This is a genomic window from Cysteiniphilum litorale (genome assembly GCF_003428165.1).
Lineage (GTDB): Bacteria > Pseudomonadota > Gammaproteobacteria > Francisellales > Francisellaceae > Caedibacter > Caedibacter litoralis.
This window is the reverse complement of record NZ_QLIQ01000016.1, coordinates 1-23838: the sequence shown is the minus strand read 5'-3', so window position 1 is coordinate 23838 and position 23838 is coordinate 1. Positions and strand designations below refer to the sequence as shown.

21 protein-coding genes are annotated in these 23838 nt (G+C 40.2%); 19 read left to right on the top strand and 2 right to left on the bottom strand.

Annotated elements, in window-relative coordinates:
- Window positions 1-39 precede the first annotated feature (39 nt).
- Complete coding sequence (locus tag DNJ75_RS07735) at window positions 40-2643, bottom strand: LPS-assembly protein LptD (protein ID WP_170137205.1); 2604 nt, start codon at window positions 2641-2643, stop codon at window positions 40-42.
- A 117-nt stretch (window positions 2644-2760) separates the two neighbouring features.
- On the opposite strand from DNJ75_RS07735, the gene DNJ75_RS07730 reads away from it, so the two are divergent.
- The 19 genes from DNJ75_RS07730 (at window position 2761) to DNJ75_RS07640 (ending at window position 23014) form a co-directional block, all read left to right on the top strand.
- Window positions 2761-3822 carry an aminoglycoside phosphotransferase family protein gene (locus tag DNJ75_RS07730; RefSeq protein WP_117002877.1) on the top strand — a complete coding sequence of 354 codons (1062 nt, stop codon included), beginning with the start codon at window positions 2761-2763 and terminating at the stop codon, window positions 3820-3822.
- Between the two features lie 11 nt (window positions 3823-3833).
- Window positions 3834-7301 (top strand): DNA polymerase III subunit alpha, encoded by a 3468-nt coding sequence (gene dnaE, locus DNJ75_RS07725; protein ID WP_117002876.1) that lies wholly within the window; start codon window positions 3834-3836, stop codon window positions 7299-7301.
- Between the two features lie 156 nt (window positions 7302-7457).
- Complete coding sequence (locus tag DNJ75_RS07720; protein ID WP_117002875.1) at window positions 7458-7790, top strand: TrbC/VirB2 family protein; 333 nt, start codon at window positions 7458-7460, stop codon at window positions 7788-7790.
- 56 nt (window positions 7791-7846) lie between these two features.
- Window positions 7847-8101, top strand: a complete 255-nt coding sequence (locus tag DNJ75_RS07715; protein WP_117002874.1) for a VirB3 family type IV secretion system protein — start codon at window positions 7847-7849, stop codon at window positions 8099-8101.
- A 5-nt stretch (window positions 8102-8106) separates the two neighbouring features.
- Complete coding sequence (trbE, locus tag DNJ75_RS07710; protein WP_117002873.1) at window positions 8107-10554, top strand: conjugal transfer protein TrbE; 2448 nt, start codon at window positions 8107-8109, stop codon at window positions 10552-10554.
- Complete coding sequence (locus tag DNJ75_RS07705; RefSeq protein WP_117002872.1) at window positions 10544-11167, top strand: hypothetical protein; 624 nt, start codon at window positions 10544-10546, stop codon at window positions 11165-11167. The genes trbE and DNJ75_RS07705 overlap by 11 nt, the downstream gene beginning before the upstream one ends.
- A complete protein-coding gene (locus tag DNJ75_RS07700) occupies window positions 11168-11869 on the top strand; it encodes a type IV secretion system protein (protein WP_117002871.1) in 702 nt (233 codons plus the stop codon). It begins immediately after the preceding gene.
- Window positions 11866-12897, top strand: coding sequence for a TrbG/VirB9 family P-type conjugative transfer protein (locus tag DNJ75_RS07695; protein ID WP_117002870.1), 1032 nt, complete (start codon window positions 11866-11868; stop codon window positions 12895-12897). The genes DNJ75_RS07700 and DNJ75_RS07695 overlap by 4 nt, the downstream gene beginning before the upstream one ends.
- A gap of 18 nt (window positions 12898-12915) precedes the next feature.
- Window positions 12916-14163 (top strand): TrbI/VirB10 family protein, encoded by a 1248-nt coding sequence (locus DNJ75_RS07690; protein WP_117002869.1) that lies wholly within the window; start codon window positions 12916-12918, stop codon window positions 14161-14163.
- A complete protein-coding gene (locus DNJ75_RS07685; RefSeq protein WP_117002868.1) occupies window positions 14163-14543 on the top strand; it encodes a hypothetical protein in 381 nt (126 codons plus the stop codon). Before DNJ75_RS07690 ends, DNJ75_RS07685 begins: the two co-directional genes overlap by 1 nt.
- 7 nt (window positions 14544-14550) lie before the next feature.
- Window positions 14551-15684, top strand: a complete 1134-nt coding sequence (locus DNJ75_RS07680) for a type IV secretion system protein (RefSeq protein ID WP_117002867.1) — start codon at window positions 14551-14553, stop codon at window positions 15682-15684.
- A 7-nt stretch (window positions 15685-15691) separates the two neighbouring features.
- The gene (gene lepB / locus DNJ75_RS07675; RefSeq protein ID WP_117002866.1) at window positions 15692-16192 is read left to right on the top strand and encodes a signal peptidase I; all 501 of its coding nucleotides are present in this window, start codon (window positions 15692-15694) and stop codon (window positions 16190-16192) included.
- Window positions 16189-17139 (top strand): P-type conjugative transfer ATPase TrbB, encoded by a 951-nt coding sequence (trbB, locus tag DNJ75_RS07670; protein WP_117002865.1) that lies wholly within the window; start codon window positions 16189-16191, stop codon window positions 17137-17139. Before lepB ends, trbB begins: the two co-directional genes overlap by 4 nt.
- A 69-nt stretch (window positions 17140-17208) precedes the next feature.
- Window positions 17209-18171: a type IV pilus biogenesis protein PilM gene (pilM, locus tag DNJ75_RS07665; RefSeq protein WP_157968261.1), complete on the top strand. Its 963-nt coding sequence runs from the start codon at window positions 17209-17211 to the stop codon at window positions 18169-18171.
- The gene (locus DNJ75_RS07660) at window positions 18171-18719 is read left to right on the top strand and encodes a PilN domain-containing protein (protein ID WP_117002863.1); all 549 of its coding nucleotides are present in this window, start codon (window positions 18171-18173) and stop codon (window positions 18717-18719) included. Before pilM ends, DNJ75_RS07660 begins: the two co-directional genes overlap by 1 nt.
- Window positions 18716-19315, top strand: coding sequence for a type IV pilus inner membrane component PilO (locus tag DNJ75_RS07655; protein ID WP_117002862.1), 600 nt, complete (start codon window positions 18716-18718; stop codon window positions 19313-19315). Before DNJ75_RS07660 ends, DNJ75_RS07655 begins: the two co-directional genes overlap by 4 nt.
- Window positions 19316-19852, top strand: a complete 537-nt coding sequence (locus DNJ75_RS07650; RefSeq protein WP_117002861.1) for a pilus assembly protein PilP — start codon at window positions 19316-19318, stop codon at window positions 19850-19852. It abuts the gene before it with no gap.
- A gap of 1 nt (window position 19853) precedes the next feature.
- Window positions 19854-21659 (top strand): type IV pilus secretin PilQ, encoded by a 1806-nt coding sequence (locus DNJ75_RS07645; RefSeq protein ID WP_117002860.1) that lies wholly within the window; start codon window positions 19854-19856, stop codon window positions 21657-21659.
- 26 nt (window positions 21660-21685) lie between these two features.
- Window positions 21686-23014, top strand: coding sequence for a trans-sulfuration enzyme family protein (locus DNJ75_RS07640; protein WP_224742343.1), 1329 nt, complete (start codon window positions 21686-21688; stop codon window positions 23012-23014).
- Here DNJ75_RS07640 and DNJ75_RS07635 read toward each other — a convergent pair.
- Complete coding sequence (locus tag DNJ75_RS07635; protein WP_267897272.1) at window positions 23011-23697, bottom strand: MFS transporter; 687 nt, start codon at window positions 23695-23697, stop codon at window positions 23011-23013. The genes DNJ75_RS07640 and DNJ75_RS07635 overlap by 4 nt on opposite strands.
- Window positions 23698-23838: the final 141 nt, after the last annotated feature.

Sequence of the window (23838 nt, the reverse complement as noted above, 5' to 3'; positions counted from 1 at the left end):
ATATACCCATAGCCAAGTGTTGAATAGTCTTTCTCAGCGTTAGTTAAACCCACCATTTGGTGTGTAGCCTGGGATCATGGTCAGACGCTCATCAAGCGAGCTTTCACTACTACCGCCTAAGCCTTTTAATTCAAACTGAATAATAAAGGCATTGGTCAGTGGTCCTGTAATGTTGGTTGGATTATTTGGATCACTCGAGGAGTTAACATAACGTTGTGCTAAGAAACGAACCGCCCAACTGCAAGCATCGTATTGAATGCCGGCAAACATATTGGTCGTGTGTCTTGAGTTAAACGCGTAACTCCAAAGACCGGTGACTGACCAATGTGGTGTTAAGCGCCAAATACTAGAAACCGTCACTTGTGATAATGGGTCGGGTAAAGTGCCTGCTTGAATTTGCGCAGGTGTTAAAGCTGCGTAGTTATTTTTAATATTTTGATATGCCACATTAAAGATGTGGTTATTATCAGGCATGTATTGGACTTGATAAGTCTGTGAGTCGACATTGTTGTTGATTGGGTTGTAAGTACCGGAGGTCATTAATTGCCAATGTGGCAAAAAGCGATAATTAAAAAATGCGGCAACATCTGATGTGGTACTGTCATGGAAAGGTACGTACGAGTTAGCGCAATCAGCGTTTGTGCCAGAGCATAACGATACTTTGCGATCAGCAAAATAAAGAATCTGACCAATACCGGCACTTAATATGCTCATGCCTGTATCTTGATCATTGACTGAAGTTTCCAGTGCGTAAGAAACTTGATTGGCATTATTAATGCGGTCAATTCCCGTAAAGACATTGGTCTGGAATAAAGATGCGTAACTAAAATTACTCAATGAGGTATCAAACAGCGGAATATTGCTTTGGTTTTGATACGGGATATACGTGTAGAATAGCCGTGGTTCTAGTGTTTGCGTGTAATTATGATTATTGAAACTAAACTTTCGCTCAAAGTATAAACCAGTATCAATGTTGATAATGGGTAAACTTCTAATGATATTTTGCTCAGGGTATTGGTTTTGACTGAAACCAGTTGTGCTTGCAGCGCTTCTATTTTGCAAGGTATATGCTGTTTCAGAGAGCGTCAGTGATGGTGTAAAAAAGCCCCAGCTTTTCTGGAAAGGGAAGCTTACTTTTGGTGCGCTATAATAACGTTGACCTTCAACTTGCGATACACCGTTTAATCCAGGTTTTGCAAAGTAGATGAACTGGTTATCCCAATTAAAGTCCATGTGCGGCAAGAGTCCGGGGTATGCAGCATTGGCATTGATTTGCGGCAAGGTTGAATAAGGGCGGTTTGCCAGAAACATCGTATCATCAATGACGTCATAGGACTGCACCGTGGTGTTAAAGGTCCAGTGAGGATCGTTGTAACTGACAGACGCTTGGCGATCAAGTAAGGTCTGTGTTGAAAGACCAATGTTGTCACTATCAAAGTCGTTGTAGAAGTCTTTGTCACCAATATATTGATAATTGATGTAGCTTGACCAGTTTCTGCCATATTGACCATTATCAGTAAAAGAAAGTGCCTTGCGATCAGTGTTATCACGTCTGTCATGTGGCATATATTGCACATCAAGATTGCCGCTTTGCGTTTCAGTTAGATAGCGGAAGTTTCCATCTAGTAGGATTCCGCGGTGATTATAAATGGTTGGTGTTAATAGCAAATCATAGTTGGGTGCCATATTCCAATAAAAAGGAGTCGATAAATAATAGCCGGAGTTGCTATTGTAGCCCGCTGTGGGATACAAGAAGCCAGTGCGTCGACGATTGTCAATCGGGAAAGTCATATATGGCCAATATAAAATAGGTACATCCTTGACATAGAACAGGGTGTTGTAAGCAGTGCCAAGACCTGATTCTCGATCAAGGTCAATCGTTGTCGCACTCATCATCCAGTCATTGCCGTAGGGACTATCTGTGGCATAGGTTGCTTTTTTTAGCGTGTAATCTGTTTTGCTTTTTTGAATAATTTGGTTGGCATGACCATGCGCATAGCCCGTGAAATTACTCGCTTTATTATCAATTTCGTCAGAGGTTAAATTCGCCATTGATCCACCAGGTTTTTGGCGTACGCGAATTAGATAGTAGGTGTCATCAAGTGTTGCAGTGTTATTGCTAATATTGGCTTGCCCCTGTGAACCAATTGCTAGTTGCCCTGGTTGGCTTAAGTTAACATTGCCAGTTAAATCAATCTGATCAATCTTTTTGTCTTTGTTTTGTTTTAAAACCGCTTTGTCAGCAGCAAGATATTGATTGCCTTTGTTTACTTCAACTGCGCCTTCGGCAGTAATCGTGCCGCTTCTGGCATATTGATATTGCTGAGCATTGATTTTGGCTTCATTTGAAGGGTTCTTGTTAATCGGTACTTGATAATAGTAACCACCGCAAATGTTATTAGGATCGTTGGTTGGTACCCAGCCTAAGGCATCAGCGATAATTTGTTTTTTCTCTTTGGGTAACACGCCTTTTTTAAATAAGTCCGCATTATTACTGTTAATCTCAACACATTGCCATGTGTCACCGTTGGCACTGCATTGCCAAGATTTTTGCAAAGGATTTTCAATGGTAATCTTGCTAAGACCAATGCCTGGAATGGCGCAAAGCATTGCCAAAGGCAAAATTTTTCGGTGTAAATTCATTAATTTGTTCATTGAATAAAAAATATCCTTTTGCCTGTTTGCTAGGAATTCTAGGTTTCATCAAACCAAAACTACTGCTATTCTATCGCGTTGTTGTTAGATTTCTAGGAAAAAGTCGTGCAATCTAGGTTTTTGCAAATTATCGAATGGCTAAAAACGCTGTTCCCCAACACGGAGCCTACCTTGGTGCCAATTGTTGGTGATGCCAGTTTCCGTCAGTATTATCGCGTTAATCTTGACAATAAAAGTTATGTTGTGATGGATGCGCCATTGGATCGAGAGAAACCTGATGTGTTTTTTAGGGTTACGCGCCTTTTGCATTACTTTAATTTACAGACGCCAGAATGCTATGCCTATGATCAAGAAAGTGGTTTTTTATTATTAGATGATTTTGGCGATACTCAACTTTATCATGCGGTGCATGCTGAAAAAAATATTAAGCAATATGAACAGGTGTTGGCGTTGATTCCAAAGTTTTGGCAGATTGATAAAGCGCTTTTCCCTAATTATGAAAAAACAAAATTTGCCTCTGAACTTGATGTGATGAAGCTTTGGTTTTGGCAATGGTTGGGACTTGATGCAGAGACCTTGCATCTATTGGAGGCGCCTTATCATCAATTGCAGTCGCTTCTTGTTGTTAACGCACTTGAGCAGCCCAATGTGTTTGTGTTTAGAGATTTCCATAGTAAAAACATGATGTGTTTGCCGAATCAAACATTAGGGTTAATTGATTTTCAAGATGCAGTGAATGGTCCAATTACCTATGATTTGGTATCGGTATTAAAAGATTGTTATTTAACCCTGCCAAAGTCGATTATCGATCAAGGTGTAAGCTCATGTTATCACAGGGCGCAAGCGCAAGGCTTATTAAATCAAGAAATCACCTTGGATAAGTTTAGATACTGGTTTGATCTTATGGGGCTGCAGCGACACTTAAAATGTTTGGGGATTTTCACGCGGCAAGACATTCAAAACAAACGTAAAAATTACCTGTGTTATTTGCCACGTGTGATGCATTATATTGACGAAGTATTATCTAGGTACAAAGAATTAACATTTTTTAATGATAATTGGCAGCGGTTAGTCATGCCAGCTTATGCGTCAAAAATTAAAGCGCTTAAAGATAAGCCTGTCCCTGTTAAATTTGATACCATTGGTAGTGTATTTGAAAATCAGTAGAGAGTAAGATTATGTCGGCACGTTATGTTCATTTGAAACTGCACAGCGAGTACTCGTTGATGGATAGCATTATCCGCATTAAGCCATTGCTTGAGGAATGTGTTAAGCGCGAATTAGCAGCGGTTGCGTTAACCGATATGTGCAATATGTTTGCCGCAGTGAAGTTTTATAAGGAGGCACTTGCCAGTGGTGTTAAGCCGATATTTGGCAGTGAAATATGGATTGAGGTTGATGGTGCGCATTATCCGTTAACGTTAATTGCTAAAGATAATCAAGGCTATCAAGTCATTGTTGATTTGATTTCACATGCTTATCTTTATGCCAATAGAGTCAATGGCATTCCGGTGTTGCCAAAAAGCACATTAGCAAGCTTTGATTTCACACATGTTTTTGTATTAAGCGGTGGCGTTAAAGGTGAAATTGCGCAGAGTTATTTAGCGCAAAAAGATGCTGAAGCAGAAAGTGTTTTAGAGGCATACCTTAAAATTATTCCAAAAGAAAACTTCTTTATCGAGCTTCAGCGCATTGGTTATGACGGTGAAGAGGATTATATTCAAAAGGCAGTTGCTTTAGCGCAGGATCATCAAGTGGCGGTGGTAGCAACCAATGATGTGCGTTTTTTAAATGAAGATGAGTACTCGGATCACGAGGTGCGTGTCGGTATTTACCAAGGTTATACCTTGTTAGATCAAGCGCGTAAAAGTCAATACACGCCTAAGCAATACTTGCGCTCAGCCGATGAGATGTGCGAGCTATTTGCGGATATCCCGCAAAGTTTAAGTAATAGTGTATATATCGCACAAAATGCCAATGTCACATTTAATTTGGGTGATGCGGTGTTACCACGTTTTGATATCCCACAAGGTATGACTGAAGCGGAATATTTTGCTGAAGTGTCTTTTAAAGGTCTGGATGAGCGCTTTGATTTTGTCCTAATGGGCAAACAAGATGAAGATAGAGCCGCCATTATCGAAAGTTATAAAGCACGCTTGCAAGTTGAAATTGATGTAATTTGTCAGATGGGGTTCCCAGGGTATTTTCTAATCGTTGCAGATTTTATTCAATGGTCAAAAGATCATGATATTCCTGTAGGTCCAGGGCGAGGTTCAGGTGCGGGATCGTTAGTTGCTTATGCGCTTAAGATTACCGATATTGATCCGATTCCTTATGGTTTGCTATTTGAGCGCTTTCTAAATCCTGAGAGGGTATCTATGCCCGATTTTGATATTGATTTTTGTATGGATGGTCGTGATCGCGTGATTGAGTATGTTGCGCAAAAATATGGTAGTGAGAGCGTCTCACAAATCATTACCTATGGATCGATGGCAGCCAAAGCCGTAGTGCGTGATGTTGGGCGTGTGCTTGGGCAGCCTTATGGTTTTGTTGATAGGATTGCCAAGTTAATTCCCAATGATCTTGGGATTAAGCTTAAAGAGGCTTGTGCACCTGAAACGCCACTGCATGATTTATGCCAACAAGATGAAACAGCAAGTGAGATTATTAAGATTGCGCTAAAGCTTGAGGGTTTGACGCGCAGTGTTGGAAAGCATGCTGCAGGGGTTGTAATATCACCCTCAAAAGTCACGGATTTTTCTCCGGTTTATTGTGAAGAAGGTACCAAGCAACTGGTCACACAGTTTGATAAAAAAGACGTTGAAGAAGTTGGCTTGGTTAAGTTTGACTTTTTGGGTTTAAGAAATTTAACCATCATTGATAATGCTTTAAAAATTGTTAATAAACAAAGACACTTACAAAATGAGTCTGCACTTGATATCGCGCTGATTCCAATGACCGATAAAAAAACCTTTCAGCTCTTGCAAAATGGCGAGACAACCGGTGTCTTTCAGCTGGAGTCACGCGGTATGAAGGAGTTGATCAAACGCCTAAGACCGGATTGCTTTGAAGATATTATCGCTTTGGTGGCGTTGTATCGCCCTGGACCTTTAGGCTCGGGCATGGTAGATGACTTTGTTAATCGTAAGCACGGCAGACAAGAAGTAAGCTATCCGCATCCTGATTTGAAAGATGTATTGGAAGAAACCTATGGGACGATTTTATATCAAGAGCAAGTGATGCAGATTGCGCAGATTCTAGCGAATTACTCGCTAGGAGGTGCAGATTTATTGCGCAGGGCGATGGGTAAAAAAATCCCTGAAGAGATGGCAAAGCAGCGTGAGACCTTTGAAAAAGGGGCGGCTGAAAATGGCATTGACGCCAAGCTTGCAAGTTCAATTTTCGATTTGATGGAAGAGTTTGCAAAATATGGCTTTAATAAATCACATTCTGCGGCATATGCTTTGGTATCTTATCAAACTGCCTTTTTAAAGGCGCACTATCCAGAAGCCTTTATGGCAGCGGTATTATCGTCGGATATGGATAACACGGATAAGGTGGTGAACTTCATTTCAGAATGCCAAAAGATGCAATTAAAGCTCATTTTGCCACATATCAATGTCAGTGATTATTACTTTACCGTCAATCAACAGACGGAGCTTGTCTATGGTCTTGGTGCGATCAAAGGCGTTGGTCTTGCAGCAATTGAAGGGATTTTGGCGGAGCGCCAGCAAAATGGGGTATTTAAGGATTTATATGATTTCTGTGCGCGTGTTGATACGCGTAAAGCCAATAAACGTGTCTGTGAGGCACTTATTTACGCAGGTGCAATGGATGGTTTTGCCAAAAACAGGCAAACGCTTGTGGCAACGATTGAAGATGCTATGAAGGCAGCTGAACAAAAAAGCCAGATGCAAAATAGCGGGCAGCTTGATTTATTCGGCTTTAGTGAACCTGAGTCCTCAAATGACACAGCGCGTGACATATCACATATCAATGTGCCAAGCTGGAGTACTAAGGATAAGTTGATTTTTGAAAAATCGGTATTGGGCATGTTCTTATCAGGGCATATTATCGATGAAGATAGAATGTGGCTTAACCACTTTAAAGTGCAATCATTAAGTCGTATTACTGCAACAACGCGTAAAGAGTCGATTTTGCTTGCGGGTGTTGTCGTCGCGATGGCGCAGCGTAAAACGAAGTCAGGAAAACTAATGGGGGTTTTGCAGATTGATGATGGTTGTGAGCGCCTAGAGTTGGTGATCTTTAGTGAATTATATGACGCGGTTAAGCATTTGATCTCTGTTGATGAAACAGTGATTGTTGAAGGTGAGGCAAGTATCGATGCCTACAATGATCAGCTACGAATTAATGCGTTATCAATTGAACCGATTGCTAAGTATGTTGATAAAAATATTAAGTCATTGAAATTGTCTTTTTCACAACAACAAATAGCAACAGTGCAGACCCTGCTTACAGAGTTAGTGGCATCATCTAATGAGGCGGAACTTAAAAGTGTCGAGTTGTATATCCAGTCTGATGATTACGATGTCACGCTTTCTGCACAAAAGATGCTGCTTGATGCTTATCTTTTGGGGACGCAGGCAAAAGTCTTAAGAGAAAATAATATACATTTAATGTTTTAATAATATCTTTAACCGTCATTTATGGGCGTGTTTCTAACATTACTTAATCAGATATTTATCCTATTTTGCAGCATCCAATTCTTGATTTGCCAATATATTTGACTAATATAACCTTAAACATTTAGTCAGGAACCCTTTTAAAAGGAGAAATAAAGAATGAAGCATTATCTTGAGTTTTTAAAGCGTGCACTATTTGCATTATCAATGTTGCCGTTAACTGTGGCAGTGAGTTTTGCAACCGATACGCAGAATAATGCATTTTCGGCGATGACAGGACCTTTACAACAGATTATGGATGTAATTTCAGGGCCGATTGCGCAAATGGCAGGTGTGATCTGTATCGTAATTGCAGGCTTGGGTATCGCCTTTGGTGAAGGTGGTAGTGGTGTTAGACGTCTATTTCAAGTGGTGATGGGGCTTGCAATTGCCTTTACTGCAGCCAGCTTGATTTCTGGATTATTTAACCGTGGATCAGGGTTGATTTTCTAATATTTTTTAATAGCTAAAAAATACAAAACTCAACAACTAAAAAAGGATGCGTAACAATGGCAGTGCCTGGATTTGTGATAAAGATACACAACTCTCTAACAACACCGCTTTTAACGGCAGGTGTGCCCAGACAGTTTTTTATTTTAAATGGTACTTTGGGAGCGGCTATTGTTCTTGGTATGCAGTCTTGGTATGGCATTCCTATCTTTATTATTATGCATACTGTTGCCGTATTGATGACCAAAAAAGACCCGCAGTTTTTCCAAGTCATGGTGCGTCATGTTAAACAACGAAATTATTATGGTGTATAGCTAATATGTTCAATATCGCAGAGTATAGAAAGAAGCCTGACAGAATAAGTGATTTATTGCCTTGGGCTGTGCTTGTCGATAAAGGCGTGATATTGAATAAAGATGGTTCGTTTCAAAAAACATTTGCGTTTAGAGGACCCGATCTTGAATCTTCAACGCAGTCACAATTGGTATCCATTACCGCGCGACTTAATAATACCTTAAAGCGCTTAGGCTCTGGTTGGGCGCTATATGTTGAGGCGCGACGCAAAGCAGCAATGAGCTACCCTTCAGAGAACTATTTCCCTGATCCAGTGAGTTGGCTAATCGATGTTGAGCGCAAGGATCTTTTTGAACGCAAAGGCGAGAACTATGAGAGTGAATATTTTTTAACCTTTCAATATTTGCCGCAAAAAGAATCGGTTTCTAAGCTTTCAGGTCTTTTTGTTAAAGAGAAGAAGGGTGATGATGAGCATGATGCCGGTTATAAGAAGCTTATGAACTATTTCTCAGCAACGGTTAATCAACTGTATGACATCATGCAGGATTACATGTATGAAATTGCTGAGCTAAGTGATGAAGAAACATTAAGTTACTTACATAATTGCGTTTCAGAGCGCGCACATAAAGTCAATGTACCGGATAATCCAAGCTATTTAGATGGGGTGTTAGCGGATACACCACTTCTTGGTGGACTTGAGCCAAAGTTGGGTAAGTATTATCTGAAAACGATTTCTATTTTAGGGTTTCCAACAACGTCAGTGCCTGCGATTTTAGATGGCTTAAATCATTTACCTTTACAATACCGTTGGGTGACACGATTTTTGCCATTGGATAAAACCGATGCCGAAAAAGTGCTTAAAAGTTATAAGCGTCAATGGTTTGCTAAGCGCAAAGGCGGATTGACAATTTTAAAAGAAGTGATGTCAAAAAGCGAAAGTGCGATGGTCGATAGTGCTGCTGTACAAAAATCCAATGATGCCGATGAGGCGCTATCTGAGCTTTCTGATGACTTAGTGTCATTTGGTTACTACACGGCAACAGTGACCGTATGGGATACCGATAAAGATAAAGTGTATGAGAAGCAGCGTGAAGTAGAGCGGGTTGTCAACGGCCTTGGTTTTGTCACTGTGTCAGAGACGATTAACTCAGTTGAAGCATGGTTATCATCGATTCCTGGGCAAGCAAATGCCAATGTGCGTACGCCATTGATGCATAGTTTAAACTTGGCGCATTTATTGCCATTTTCAGCAGTGTGGGCAGGACCTGAGATTAATGCGCATTTAAAAGCGCCACCATTGTTATATGCGCGTACAGCCGGTAATACGCCATTTAGATTGTCTAATCATATTGGTGATGTTGGGCATCAAATGATTTTAGGGCCAACTGGTGCGGGTAAATCCGTATTGTTGAACGTAATGGCAGCGCAATTTTTGCGTTATGATAACGCGCAAGTATTTATTTTTGATAAAGGCGGTAGTTTCTTTGCATTAACGCAAGGGGTTAAAGGTCATTTCTATGAAGTAGGTGATGTCGGTAAAGGCGGTTTGGTATTCCAGCCATTAGCCGAGATTGATGAAACCACTGAACGAGTTTGGGCACATGATTGGGTGCTTGGACTTTTAGAAAATGAAAAGGTGGAAATTACACCTGAGGTTAAAGAAACCGTTTGGCTTGCTTTGATGAACTTATCTGAGGTGCCAAAAGAGCAGCGCACACTGACAGGTCTTCGTTCTTTTGTGCAGGATAGAGCGTTAAGAATGGCACTTGACTCCTATGTGTTGGGTGGTCCATATGGTGAGATACTCGATTGTGATGAAGAGCACTTCAGTGATGCTAATTGGCAGTGTTTTGAGATGGAGCGCTTGATGGCAATGCCAAATATTATCGCCCCTGTGCTAGCTTATATTTTCCATATTCTCGAGAAGCGCTTTGATGGTCGACCTAGTTTAATGATCCTTGATGAGGCGTGGCTATTTTTAGATCATCCAATTTTTGCCTCAAAAATTAAAGAATGGTTAAAGACATTAAGAAAGCTTAATGTGTCAGTGATTTTTGCAACACAATCAGTCGATGATGCGGTGAAATCACCCTTAGTGTCAGCGCTTAATGAGTCTTGCCCATCACGTATTTTCTTACCAAATGATCGCGCGATGGAACCTGCGGTTTCACAAGGCTATGAGTCGCTTGGACTTAACTTAAGGCAAGTGCAAATTCTGGCTCATGCAATGCCAAAGCGGCAGTATTATTTCCAGTCACATAAAGGTAATTGCTTATTTGATCTAGGCTTAGGGCCTATAGCTCTGACTTTTTGTGCAGTGAGTCGCCCTGAGGATCGTAAGCACATTAGAGAGATTTTGGCGCAACATAAGGGTTATGATTATTTCCTAAAAAGTTACTTGCATGGCAGAGGTCTTGATTGGGCATATGACATTGTCAAAGAACACTATAAGGGGGACGTAGATGCAACCTAGTGGTTTCCCTTTTGGTAAAGAAGTTCAGTCTTATCGTCAAACTGAAGTGGTTACACCCTTTCAGAAGCAAAATCAGTTGTTTGACAAACCGATTGGACAGCTGATTTATAAAGCGTATATTTGGCGTGTTGTCTTTTTTAGTGGGGCGGGATTAAGCTTTTTTTTATCACTGATTTTAGTGGGTTACTTAAACTCAATCCCGTATAAAATATTGGTTGAACAGGTCACAAGTAAAGGTTTTTTAAAGTCCCCGCCTGAGTTTTTGAGTCCTAATTATACCGTTAGTCAAACAGTGTTAGAGGGGTTTATTCAATCACTTTTAATCAGCGATCAATCAGGTGGTATTTATAACAATTTCCTAGATGAAGCCTCACAGCTTGCATTAAAGCAAGGTGTTGCTGGAATCTCACAGAGTGAGCTCAAAGCAGCAACATTTGATAAATTTACGATGAATGATTTAAATTTCAGCGGTGAGTTGGTTGATAAAAAAGGTACGGCAATACTAGTTGTTTCTGGACAGTTTGGGCATCAACCGTTGACAACGAAAGAGCAGGTGAAAATTAATCCTTTAGGAATCTATATTCAAAATCTAGCAATTGAAAGGTTATTGTAGATGGAAAAAGAAATACAAGAAACGCAAAAAGCGCAAAAGGCACAAAAAGTGCAGAAAACAGACTATCAGAAAGCCTATGAAGAGTGGGAGCTGCGCATTGGTAGTGCTAAAAAACAAGCGCGCAATTGGATGATGGCAGCAATTGCTATTTTGATCGTTTGTATCTTATTATTGCTTGCGATTATTATTGAAGCAAACCGCCAGCAAATGTACGTTTATGTTGCTGAGGTTAAGCCGCAGGAAAGTGTAGTAAACGTGCAAACTGCATCACAGAGCTATACGCCGACGGTCGCGCAAAAAATTGCATTTGTCAGTGATTTTATTAAAAATATTACTGAGATTCCTTTGGATCCAGTCGTTCTTAATCGTCAGTGGCAGTCAGCATTACTTGCGGTATCAGGTCGGGCAGAAGACCAATTAAAGCAGGTTTATCAAGCGATTAACCCATTAAAGCTTGTTGGTGATAAAACAATTACGACGGTGGTAACCAATGCCAATGAGGCGAGCAATAATAGCTTTGAGGTGACCTTCCAGTCAACGACATACAATAAAGATGGCGGTGTCGAGAGTGTGAAAACATATAGTGGTATATTCACTTTCTCACCAAGCTTCCCGCCTAAGACATTAAATCAAATGGTCATTAACCCACTGGGTTTAAAAATAGGTTTCTTCTCATTTAGCGAAAAAGGATCAAGTCAATGAAATTAAATAAAATTAGCCGTTTATTACCACTTACTGCAATTGCAATGGCAGGCTGTGCGACAAATAGTTATCAAGGTGACATTGACTCAGGTAAATTTGTGCAAGCAAAACCTGCAGATGCCGCAGGGACCAAGGTAGTGCGTGAGTATATTCCAGTACCAATGCCAGGGCAACTTCGTCCTGTGCCAAATAGTAAAGCTGAGAAAGCAGCGCAAAAGCCAGTTTTGACCAAAGAAGCAGCAGTTGCTGAAGCTAACAAAGATGCTCAGCAATTCCCTGATCAAAGCGACTTTTTTAATGCGATGATGACTTATAGCTACATGCCAGGGGCGATGTATACGATTTATACCGCGCCTTTGAATATTACTGATGTGGTGTTTGAGCTGGGTGAGAAAATTATCTCACAAGCAGCTGGTGATACGCTTCGTTGGCAGATCGCTTCAACCTATAGTGGTGAAGGTAAAGACTTACGTTGGCATATTTTGATTAAGCCGCAAAAATCAGATCTAACTAACTCAATGATTATCACAACGAATAAACGCACCTATCATTTGATTTTAAAATCAGTGGATCAAGATCAAGCAATGGTATCGGTTAAATGGCAATATCCAAGCGCGATGGTTCAAGGATTTAATGGTGGTAATCTAGGTGATATGAATGCGTCCGATGGCGATAGCAAATTATTGCCACCACCACAGCAAGATGGCGGTCTTGACTTGAGTTTATCTAATATGAATTTCAACTATAATTGGAGTATGTTAAAAGGTGACACACCAAAATGGTATCCAGAGCAGATATTTAGCTCAGGACATCAGACCTTTATTAAGTTTCCGCATGAGGTGGTAGTTAGTAATGCAACAATGCCAGTGCCATTTGTTCAATCAAATGATGGTGAATATGGCACAGCAAACTTTAACTGGCGCATGAAGGGTGACTATATGGTGATTGACACGGTTATTAAAAATGCCTATTTAAAAGTAGGCACTAAGCAGTCAGGTGAAACAGTTGTTGAGATTTCACAAAAGTAAGCATAATCAAGGGTTATTATGGCTAAGAAAGAACAAGATAAACTGGGATTAAGGGCGTCACCGCCAAAATCATCAGAGCTAAACAAAAAGTTAATCACTATTGTTGGTGGCGGGTTGCTTTTAATTATTATTGTGGCATTTATTTTTTCGATTAATGCACCAAAGAAAAGCTCGACTGGCATGAATAGTTCTGATCTTAGCGCGAATGCTTCAGGAGCAAGCCTCAAAGTCTCTGATGAACTATCCAGTTATAAAGATGCACAAGCGATTCGTAAGCGTTTAGGGATGGATCAGCCTGTTAAAGTGGTGCAACAAGAAAACCCAGAACTACAGCGTATGATTAATCAACAGCGCTCGCAACTACAAGAGTTGCAAACACAAATTAATAGTTTGAAAAATCAGCCAAGATCTGTGCAAAAGCCAGCAGAACCAAGTTACTCACCCATGGATCGCGAGGCGATGAATGCGCCAATTTTCTTTGGTGGTGGTGCGCCGCGTCCAATTCCTCAAGATGGACAGGATAAAGATAAAGCCAAGCAAGATGGACAGCAGGCGGCTAAAACACCTGAAGAACAGCGTGAAAACTTTATGAAAGGTGGCTTAACGGCAAAAGACATTACCAATGAGAATACCATTCAAAAGCCGATTTCAGATAATGTAATTATGGCTGGCAATTCCATTCCTGCCATTTTGCAGACGAAAATTGTATCGGATCTGCCAGGGACTATTGTCGCGCGTGTTGCGAAAGATGTTTATGATACATTAACAGGTTCGGTACTGTTAATTCCAAGAGGAAGCTCGTTGATTGGGCAGTATAATTCAAGTACGGTTTATGGTGATACCAGTGTGCAGGTTAAGTTTATTCGTTTAATTCGCCCAGATGGTACATCCATTATCTTACCAAACCAGCAAGGTATGGATGACTCAGGCGTTTCAGGGTTGACAGATGAAGTTAATAATCACTGGGGTCAGTTAATTGGTGCTGCAGCCTTGTCAACCGTCTTTAATGTGCCTGCGGTGGCGGCTCAAGTGGCTTCTCAGGGTCAAACAGGGCAGTATGTTGATGGTCAATTTGTTCCAAACTATAGTAATGTGGCGCAGAACTCTGTATTGCAAAGTTTAGGACAAACTGCAACACAAGTGGGTGGTAAGATTACCGATAGGGCAATGAATTTAAAACCGACAATTACCATTAACTCCGGTAAAGAGTTCTCAGTATTAGTCACTAAAGATACTTATTTACCACCATACGGGCAGAGTGAATAATGCGTTTTTTGTGCGTTGTTTTGATGTCAATGGCTTTGTGTGCGCATGTCTTTGCCTATGATAGCTCGTCGGATAGTAGTAATAATTACAATAATCCCTATAGCTCAAATAGTGATACTAATAATACAACCAATTCAACAAATAATAGTACAAACAATAGTAATCAAGGCCTATTACAGGATATGAACAAAAAAACATCTAAAGGGCTTAAGGTGTTTGATAAGTTGTTGCAAGATGATGGGCAATCAAAACAAGATTTCTTTGCAGATGTTGGTCAAAACCCAACGGCAGACCAGTTTGAAGGTGGTGATGGCAGTGGTGGCCCAGTTGAGAATCCATTTGCGAAAATTTTAGGCAATGATGCCCAAGGTAACCAATAGGTAAGATATGGCAGATGTAACCAGTGTGTTAGGAACACAGCTACTTGATAAAATCCAGTTTGGCTTTATCGAGCAAATCAATGCGAAATTTAGTGCATTGCAAGGTTCTGCATTAGCACTTTTGGCAATTGTTGCCAGTCTTGAGCTTGTGATTTTTGGACTTGTTTGGATTATTAAGCAAGATGAAGGTGTCGGTAATCTTATTGTTAAGATTATTAAAATTGGCTTGTTTTTTACCATTGTCAAATATTTCCCTGAACTGCTGCAAATGATCTTGGCAACCTTTATAAAGGTGGGTTATATCGTAGCACCTGAGAAATCCCAAGCCTTGTTATATAGTCCAGGAAAGTTGTGGGGGATCGGTTTTAAAGCGGGCGTGTCGATGCTTAAGATTTCTGTGCAATATGGGACATTTAACATGGGACTGTCCATGCTTTATCTGGTGTTGGGCATGGGGCTTTTACTTATCTTTGCTGCCATTGGTGCGCAGATTATTATTTCAGTCGTGCTATTTTATTTCGTGGCAGTATTGTCGCTTATTGTTGTGCCGCTTGGTGTATTTAAGCCAATACAGGATTTATTTTATAAGTCAATACAACATTTATTAAGAGCGGGAGTGAGGTTGCTTGCTGTGATATTTATTCTGGGTGTAGCATTTACATTATTCCAAAGCTTAAAAATAACAGCGATTAGTGATTCCACAAGTCTAGAAAAACCATTGGCATTATTCTTTACTTCCTTTATTTTGTTGATCTTGATTTATACCTTGCCAAATTATCTTGCTAAAGCCGTTGGTAAGCCAGGTGGTAATATCTTCCAGAATATGTCATCCCCTGCAGCAGCGCATGTTGTGGTTAATCAGCCTGCGCAATCAACTTCCGTATCCGTCTCATCGGTCGGAGCTGCTTCTTCAATGCATGGTGTTGCCGGATCGAGCACGGCAATGGGTGGATCCGTCCAATCAGGTGCCACAGTTGTTACTGGCGGAGGCTCAGTAGGTGGAGGAAGTACTAATGTCAACGTCTCAACAACGGTGCAAGGCGGGGCTATGGCTGGTAAGAAACAAGATAAGGTTTCTGATGCCTCCAATGTTAATAAGAGTATTTCTGATAGCACCATTCGCAAAATAAAAGAAGATTGATAACACTGTGGCAAGGCTTACATTTTTATATAAGATTCTTGCTGTTTTAGCGATATTTTATGCTTTATTGTGGCTGTTAAAAGCCTTACATATTGGGTTTATTCAACAATTGACGCCAAGCATGCCCGAAGGCTGGTATTTTACCTATCCGGTATCAGGCTATCACAAAGGCGACAATGTGGTGTTTACTCCTAATGCGCAAACGGAAGATTATATTTTGGCAAGAGAATGGTTACCTAAGGATGTTCCGCTTTTAAAGAAAATAGTCGGTGTTCCAGGGGATTTCTTATGCACAAAAGCACAAAATGTCTATATTAATGAACAGTGGATTGGCAAAATCTATCAAACAGATGGTAAAGGAAACACACTGCCGGTATTTGATTTTTGTGGAAAAATACCTAAAGATAACTACTTTATGCAAGGTGTTGCAAATCCTCATTCATTCGATAGTCGCTACTATGGACTGGTTAATAAGTCACAGATTATGAGTAAGGCAGTAAAATTATGATACAAAGAGCATTGATTGAAGAGCGGCAGTTAAATATGTTAAAAACTGCCTTTGGTAAAGAGGTGATGGAATATCTTTATGATGAAAAAATCATTGAGATTATGCTAAATCCAGATGGTCGCTTGCATTATGAGCGTATCGGTGAAGGTAAAGTGGCAACTGATATTTATATTCCGGCGGAGCAAAGTGAGAATATTGTCAAACTTGTTGCATCTTTTAAGAATCATGTTGCGAATGATGAGCATCCTGAAGTCTCAGCAGAGCTTCCCTTTCAAGGAGCACGCTTCCAAGGTTGGTTACCGCCAGTAGTGAATCGTGCATGTTTTTCAATTCGTAGACGTGCCATTGCGATTTTTACTTTAGATCAATATGTCGAGCAAGGCGCTTTAACACACGAGCAAGCAGAAGGCTTAAGGCGTGCGGTTATTGAGCGCAAAAATATCGTCGTTGTTGGCGGCACAGGTTCTGGTAAAACAACTTTTTGTAATGCGTTATTAGCAGAGCTGCAAGGCAGTCAAGATCGTATTTTAGTGATTGAGGATTTGCCTGAACTTCAAGTGGAAGTTGATGATTTGGTGACGATGACAACGACAACATCAGTAACAATGCGTGACCTAGTTAAAGGCTCATTAAGGATGCGCCCAGATAGAATTGTTATCGGTGAGGTAAGAGATGGTTCAGCGCTTGATTTGTTGAAAGCCTGGAATACAGGGCATCCTGGCGGGGTGTGCACGATTCACGCCAATAGCGTTGAGTCAGCACCTTATCGTTTTGAAGACTTGATTCAGGAGGCGGTGGTTACAGTACCTAGAACGCTTATTTTACAAGCACTTGATCTGATTGTATTTATTGCGCGAGATAAAGCGGGTAAGCGTAAAATTACAGACCTGGTTGAATTGTCGGGTTATGAAAGTGGTGAATATCTTTTAAAACCCTACAAAATATAGTATTGACGCTGTTTTTTGCTTTAAGCTTGGCTATACTGTCAGAAGTTGAAGTTAAAAGGACGAATGAGCATGCCGCTTTCTTATATGATGACACGCTTGAAAAGCAAAGGATTGGTCGCCATTGATTGGTCAGATTATTTCCTGCGGATTGTTGTCTTAAGAAAAAAAAATCAAGGTTATGAATTGATTGCAGCTGATAGTGCTGAGCTTGAGCATGGTATGATTGAAAATGGACAGATCGTTGACTTTGCTGAGGTGGCAGAGAGCTTACTAGGACTTTTAAAACGCAATAAGATTAAGCATAAACAAGCAGCCTTTGTCATTAATGGTGCGAATGTTATTAGTAAGCGTTTGCGCTTTGATGAGGGACTAACTGAGGCACAAATTCATGATGAGATCGTGATAGATTTTAACAAGCACGTTTCCTACCCACCGGAAGAAACTTTTTATGATTTTGAGGTGCAAAAAAAAGAAGAAAATACTAATTCTAGCAAACAAGAAGTATTGTTTATCGCGGCACATAAAGATCAAATTGGACAATATGAGCAATTAGCGAAAATATGTCGGTTACATCTTGAGATTATCGATATTGATAATTACGTGTTGCAGCGTTTTGTTGAGATTTTTTATCCGGAAGAAAAACAAGACTGTTGGGCACTGATTTGCTTGAACTTTAAACGTTTTAAATTACACATTCTAGATGAAAATCAAATTTACCTTTCTGAGCAGAAAACAATTTCAGCGGGCTTAAGTGAAGCAGAGTACTTAAATGCATTAAATGCTTGGTTAATGCGCAATATGCAGATGTTTGAAGTATCTAACCGTGGTAAAAAGCCGCAAAAAATTGTGTTATATGGTGATCGTGTTGAGATAGATAATATCATTGCCAGCTTTAAAGATATGATGCAATTAGATGTGATGGTATTAGATCCATTTGCACATTTAGGGAACCCACAAGCAGCAGCGAATATCACACACAAAGCATCATATCTATTAACCATTGCTCTGGCAACGCGACCGGAGGTGAATTGATGCATCATTTTAATCTTTTACCATGGCGTGAAATGCGTCAGAAAAAGCATTTAAAATCTTTGGCACTTGATTTTGGTTTTGTCGTGCTTATTGGTGTGATCATTACGTTTATTTGGCTTGTTATTGCATCAGAGGGTTTGTCTAACCAATACGAACGTAATGAGTATTTGCGGACACAGAATATCAATTTTTTGAAGAGCAATGCTGAGTTGGTAAAATTTGAAAAAGAAAAGCTAGAGCTCATTCGCAAAATTGAGCTGTTGAATAATTTAGAAAAAGAACGGCAAAAAGTGTTAGGTGTGTGGTTTGGGTTATCGCAAACCTTGCCAGATACTGCTTACTTAATTAGTATCGAAAAAAATAAAGACGAACTGGTATTAGAAGGGCGTGCTGAGAATAGTAAATCAGTGGCGCAGTTTATGCGTGCTTTGGAAGATTCACCTGAGTTTGATCGACCTACTTTGGCGAATATCAGTTTAATTGGCAAGCCTGGTTTTGGTGCTGAGAATGCTTTTAAAATAAGTGTTAAGCAGGAGGTGCCAAAATGAAAAAAAAGCTCATTTTGTTGCTAGATAAACTCAGCATGCAACCCTTATGGTTGAAGTTGATTATATCAGCGATTGTTTTGCTTTTGGTTGTGCTCTTGGGATACTCAACGGTTGTGAGTATGCGTTATCAGGAAAGAACAAATGCTTTTGCCTTGGAAGAACAATATAAAAATGAGCTGGTTAAAAATATTGCGCGCAGTAAATCATTACCTGTTTTACAGCAACAAGTAGAGATCTTGCAAAATAAATTCAATGCATCATTGCAAGCCTTACCAACCGATAGTGAATTGCCACAATTGATCGAGCAATTATCGGATTTGGCATTTCAAAATGGCTTACGTGTAAAAGTGCTAAACCCGCAACCGCTGGATTATAAAGATAATTATGCCGTGCTGAATATTCAACTTGCGTGTGATGGAACTTTTGAGCAGCTAACGAATTTTGTTAATAAGCTTGAAACATTACCACGAATTATTTTGATTGAAAACTATCGTATTGTTCCTTATAACACTGTGAGTGAAAATGGCATTTTGCAGATGAGTATGAATTTACAAACCTTTAGCCTAAAAGCGAAACCGGGCAAGGAGGGTGCGTAAATGTTGGCTCGTGCTGTATTCTTTATTGTTGCTTTTGGCGTAGCAAATTCAGCCTTAGCCGCGCCAAAAGATTTGGTACTTTTTGTTGAGAAGGCTAATGCGCAAACCTTGGCTGATAAAATACAGCCGCTGCCAGAGCTTAAAATGGTTAAAACTCAAGCCATGAATACAAAGGGATTGCGTAATCCATTTGACACGCCAGCAAAGCTTAGAGTAAAAGAGACGCCAACGCAGATCGCTGATGATAAACAATATGAGCCAGATTTAGCACGTCGCAAGACCCCGCTAGAGAAAATTCCATTAGAAAACCTTAAATTTTCCGGTGTTATCGAGCAAAGTGGACATTTTTGGGCTATTATAACCAATGTAAAAAATCGACATGCAAATATCGTTCAAGTTGGCGATTATATTGGTCGCGATTATGGACGCGTTGATAAAATTACGGCAAAGTATGTGGAGATTGATGAAAGGAAGAAAGGAAAAGAGGGGCAATGGCTCAAAGTAAATACCGTATTAAAGTTAGATCAGGCGGAATGATATGTTATTAAAGGCAAGCGTCTTAAGGTTAACCGCATGTGTCTTAGCATGTGCGATAGCGGCACCTGTTGCGGCGGATACGTTGCATTTTGGTAAAGTTACGCTTGATTTGGATATGGCGCATTACTTAGAAAATGCCGCTAAAATTTCTGCTGCAACTAAGGTTGCTTCACCTAGCAATTTATCTACAGCAATTGCCAAAAAAGCAGTTGTTGAGAAAGACGTACTAGCATCAATTAAAGAAGCAGGTAAAGTTAATTTAAATAGTTCAGAAGCTTATATTGATGATATTCGCTATCAGCGTTCATTAAATAATGGCGGTGTGTTGAAGCTTCTTTGGAAAAAACAACCACAACATGTCGAGTTCTCAGAGCATAAAAACGCATTATTGATTACTTTGAAAAATACTCGCATTGCTGATTACTGGTTGCATAATATTGATACAACCGTGTTTAATACGATTGTCAACTCGATTGATTTGTCACAAGAAGGCAATAATGTCGTTATTGTTATTCATACAGCAGTGCCGTTTAACTTCACCCGTAAAACGACGGATAAGATGCTTGAAGTTGATTTAACCAATCAACAAACAGAGGTCGATGGTTTTAATGTTAATAAGAAGATATCGTTAAAGTTTCAGGATGTTTCTGTGCGCGCGTTATTGCAAACAATGGCGCAGTTTGCAGGTCTTAACCTTGTCGTTAGTGAGGGGGTTGAGGGGAATGTTTCATTAAATTTGACTCAAGTGCCATGGGAAGAGGCGCTAAATATTATTCTTGTGTCCAAAGGTCTTGGAAAGCGTTTGATGGGTAATATTTTATATATCGCGTCTAATTCAGAAATTGCAGCGCAAGATCAAGAAGCGGCTGCAGCGCAAAAAGCGAATCAGGCAGCAGCACCACTTGTTACCGAGTATATTCATCTTAACTATGCTAAAGCAGAAGAGGTGATGAAAGTAATTGAAGCAGGGAAGTCTGGATTTTTATCATCACGTGGATCAATTGCTACTGATGAGCGCACTAATACCATTGTGATTACTGATACCAAAGATTATATTAGCTCGGTGCGCTCGATGATTGAAAGTTTAGATGAGCCGGTCGATCAAGTGCTCATTGAAGCGCGTATTGTTGAAGTCTCTAGAAAGTCAGCGTTTGATTTAGGGCTTGGTTATACTGCAGACAATAAAAAAGGCAGTACGATTAGCATTTTGCCGAATTACTTAAGACCATCTGATGAGAAGAAAGGCTCAACCAATGCCACTTTAGCATTTAGTGGCTTGTTTGGCGGTATTGATTTGAGTCTAGAGTTATCAGCACTTGAAACCGAAGGCGATGCTAAGATTGTATCCTCGCCTCATTTGGTCGTTGCTGAGAATACAGAGGCCTATATCAAACAAGGTAAAGAGATCCCTTATAATGAGAGCAGTGCCTCAGGGGCTGCCAGCATTGCTTTTAAAGAAGCGGTACTTGAGCTTAAAGTAAAACCACAAGTGGCGCCAAATGGTCATGTGGTCTTAGATGTTACAGTCAAAAAAGATGCGCCATCAACTGATGGCACAACGGGATCTTCTGGCGAGCCCGCGCTTGATAAGCGTGAAATCGAGACAAAACTTATGGTTAAGAATGGTCAGACTGTCGTCTTGGGTGGTATTTACGAGAAGACAGTTGCACACTCAAAAAGCAAAGTCCCTTTCTTAGGTGATATTCCATTACTTGGTTGGCTATTTAGTAGTGTTAGTAATAGCTCTGAAAACAAAGAATTGTTGATTTTTATTACACCTAAAATTATTAAGCAGGAGACGCTTTAATAATCAATATATAAGGAGATCAGTTTGTGGATAGGGATAAAATAGCCGCGCTTATCAACGCACGAGAGAAAGCCTATAAAACAATTTCAACCAAGTCATTTGATACGATTGCTACGCATGGTATCTATGATTTACATGAAGCGATGTTAAATCAAGGATCAATTATTGAGCCGGTTTATATGACCACAGCGCAGGCATTTTCCAGTGCTGACGAGTTACAAAAAGCGCTAGCCTATGAAATTCCAAGTTGGGCATATTCACGCATTCATAACCCAAGTGTTTATTATTTAGAATCAACGCTTGCTTTATTAGAGTCCTATCAAACATCACAAGAGGCTTCTTGTTGTGTGATGAGCTCAGGGATGGCAGCTATTACGGCAGTGGCGGATGCATTGCTGGCAAATGCAAAAAACGCCAATTTTGTTGCATGCTCCCAAGTATATGTTGGAACATTTCAACAATTTAGCGTACGTCAGCTTGAAAAGGGGCGCGAGGTTCGTTGGGTGGCAGCATCTTCGGCACTTGATATATGGCAGGCGGCAATTGATGAGCAAACACGTTTTATCTATATTGAAATTCCCTCAAATCCTAGCTTAACCATTTGCGATATTAAATCTTTAGCCAATCTTGCCCAAAGTTATGATATTCCATTAATTGTTGATGCAACTTTGGCAACACCTGCCTTATTAAGACCCTTACAATATGGCGCTGATATTGTCATTCATTCGCTGTCAAAAATTATAAGTGCTTCTGGAATGGTGATAGGAGGTGCAGTTATTAGTCGAGCGAATATGCGCGGAGCTTATTTGCTTGATGAGATGAGAGAAGACTTTGCATCATATCTTAAGCTATTACCAAATCGTGATAATGGTGCGTGTTTGTCAGCAATGAGTTCGCTTCTTACTTTGTCTGAACTGCGCACTTTGCGTATGCGTGTAGATCAGTTGTCGCAAACAGCACTTACGGTGGCGAATTTTTTAAACGATCATAAGATGGTTGAAAAGGTGATTTACCCAGGACTTAAAAATCACCCTCAGCATGATTTAGCGCGGTCATATTTTACTTTGGTGGATGCAGATAAGCATGTAAATCGCTATGGGCACTTATTATCCTTTTTAGTCAAAGGTGATTTGGAGAAAACTAAATCACTATTAAGTCGTTTGCAAATGATCTTTAGAGCAACGGACTTAGGACGCATTAAATCAGTGGCAACGATTCCTGCGATATCAACGCATCAACAGCAAGGAGAGTCTGGACGTGATATTGCTGATATTCCAGTAAACCTTATTCGCTTAAGTGTGGGTGGTGAGCATCCACAGGATATTATTGATGATCTTGCACAAGCGCTTAGTTAATTAACGCTCACTGGATAACTTAATTGCTTTTTCAAATGTTTAATGCGTCCAATGAGCAATAGTCCAATACCGCCAAGAAAGAGTAATCCCATAATGAGAATGCTTAAACCGTATACTGGATGAATGTGTACAAGTGATAGTGCTACAAGAGGGGCGGCACCACTGATGCCATTGCCAATGCTATAGGAAAGTGCGCACCCTGTTGTTTGCCATTGACTATCAAATGCTTCAGCAAACAATGGTGAGATAGCACCTTGAATGGCTGCCATCAGCAGAGTTAAGATGGTGATTGCCAAAAACACCCATGTTGGAGACTTTGTTTGAATCAAATAAATTATTGGAATGGTCAAAAGGAAAAACAAAATTGCAGCGATATAAAAAAGTCGTTTAGCGCCAATTTTATCAGCATGTTGTCCAAAGATAGGATAGAAAATACAGGCTAATACTAAAGTGAGGCTATTAATTAAAAAGGCGGTTTGTTCAGATATATTAAGCTCAGTAATTTGATAGTTCACTAAATAGGTAAAGACAATATAATACAGTGATGCCGCCATGGTTGTGAGAAGGCTCACAGCAATCACGGCTTTGTATTGACTGGCAAGCCAAATAAAAACATTTTGTCGTGTGCTTTTATTCTTATTAATACTGGGGTAGCTTTCATTGCGATTAAGATAAAGATAGATAAGAAATAAGATGCATCGGGTCAGTGGGGCGGTTAGCCCCGACTGCCCACAGAACCGTGCGTACGGATCCGTACACGGCTCCTCATGTTAAAGATACCAGTATGCTAAGGTAAACCAGTGTTCTCGGTTGTCTTTTGATTT

Excerpts from the sequence above, each read along its gene's own strand:
- trbB (WP_117002865.1), top strand. The coding sequence starts at position 16,189 with ATGATACAAAGAGCATTGATTGAAGAGCGGCAGTTAAATATGTTAAAA.
- DNJ75_RS07685 (WP_117002868.1), top strand. The coding sequence starts at position 14,163 with ATGCGTTTTTTGTGCGTTGTTTTGATGTCAATGGCTTTGTGTGCGCAT.
- DNJ75_RS07655 (WP_117002862.1), top strand. The coding sequence starts at position 18,716 with ATGAAAAAAAAGCTCATTTTGTTGCTAGATAAACTCAGCATGCAACCC.
- DNJ75_RS07700 (WP_117002871.1), top strand. The coding sequence starts at position 11,168 with ATGGAAAAAGAAATACAAGAAACGCAAAAAGCGCAAAAGGCACAAAAA.
- DNJ75_RS07650 (WP_117002861.1), top strand. The coding sequence starts at position 19,316 with ATGTTGGCTCGTGCTGTATTCTTTATTGTTGCTTTTGGCGTAGCAAAT.
- trbE (WP_117002873.1), top strand. The coding sequence starts at position 8,107 with ATGTTCAATATCGCAGAGTATAGAAAGAAGCCTGACAGAATAAGTGAT.
- dnaE (WP_117002876.1), top strand. The coding sequence starts at position 3,834 with ATGTCGGCACGTTATGTTCATTTGAAACTGCACAGCGAGTACTCGTTG.
- DNJ75_RS07695 (WP_117002870.1), top strand. The coding sequence starts at position 11,866 with ATGAAATTAAATAAAATTAGCCGTTTATTACCACTTACTGCAATTGCA.
- DNJ75_RS07735 (WP_170137205.1), bottom strand. The coding sequence starts at position 2,643 with ATGAATTTACACCGAAAAATTTTGCCTTTGGCAATGCTTTGCGCCATT.
- DNJ75_RS07645 (WP_117002860.1), top strand. The coding sequence starts at position 19,854 with ATGTTATTAAAGGCAAGCGTCTTAAGGTTAACCGCATGTGTCTTAGCA.
- DNJ75_RS07705 (WP_117002872.1), top strand. The coding sequence starts at position 10,544 with ATGCAACCTAGTGGTTTCCCTTTTGGTAAAGAAGTTCAGTCTTATCGT.
- DNJ75_RS07680 (WP_117002867.1), top strand. The coding sequence starts at position 14,551 with ATGGCAGATGTAACCAGTGTGTTAGGAACACAGCTACTTGATAAAATC.
- pilM (WP_157968261.1), top strand. The coding sequence starts at position 17,209 with ATGCCGCTTTCTTATATGATGACACGCTTGAAAAGCAAAGGATTGGTC.
- DNJ75_RS07720 (WP_117002875.1), top strand. The coding sequence starts at position 7,458 with ATGAAGCATTATCTTGAGTTTTTAAAGCGTGCACTATTTGCATTATCA.
- DNJ75_RS07690 (WP_117002869.1), top strand. The coding sequence starts at position 12,916 with ATGGCTAAGAAAGAACAAGATAAACTGGGATTAAGGGCGTCACCGCCA.
- DNJ75_RS07715 (WP_117002874.1), top strand. The coding sequence starts at position 7,847 with ATGGCAGTGCCTGGATTTGTGATAAAGATACACAACTCTCTAACAACA.
- DNJ75_RS07660 (WP_117002863.1), top strand. The coding sequence starts at position 18,171 with ATGCATCATTTTAATCTTTTACCATGGCGTGAAATGCGTCAGAAAAAG.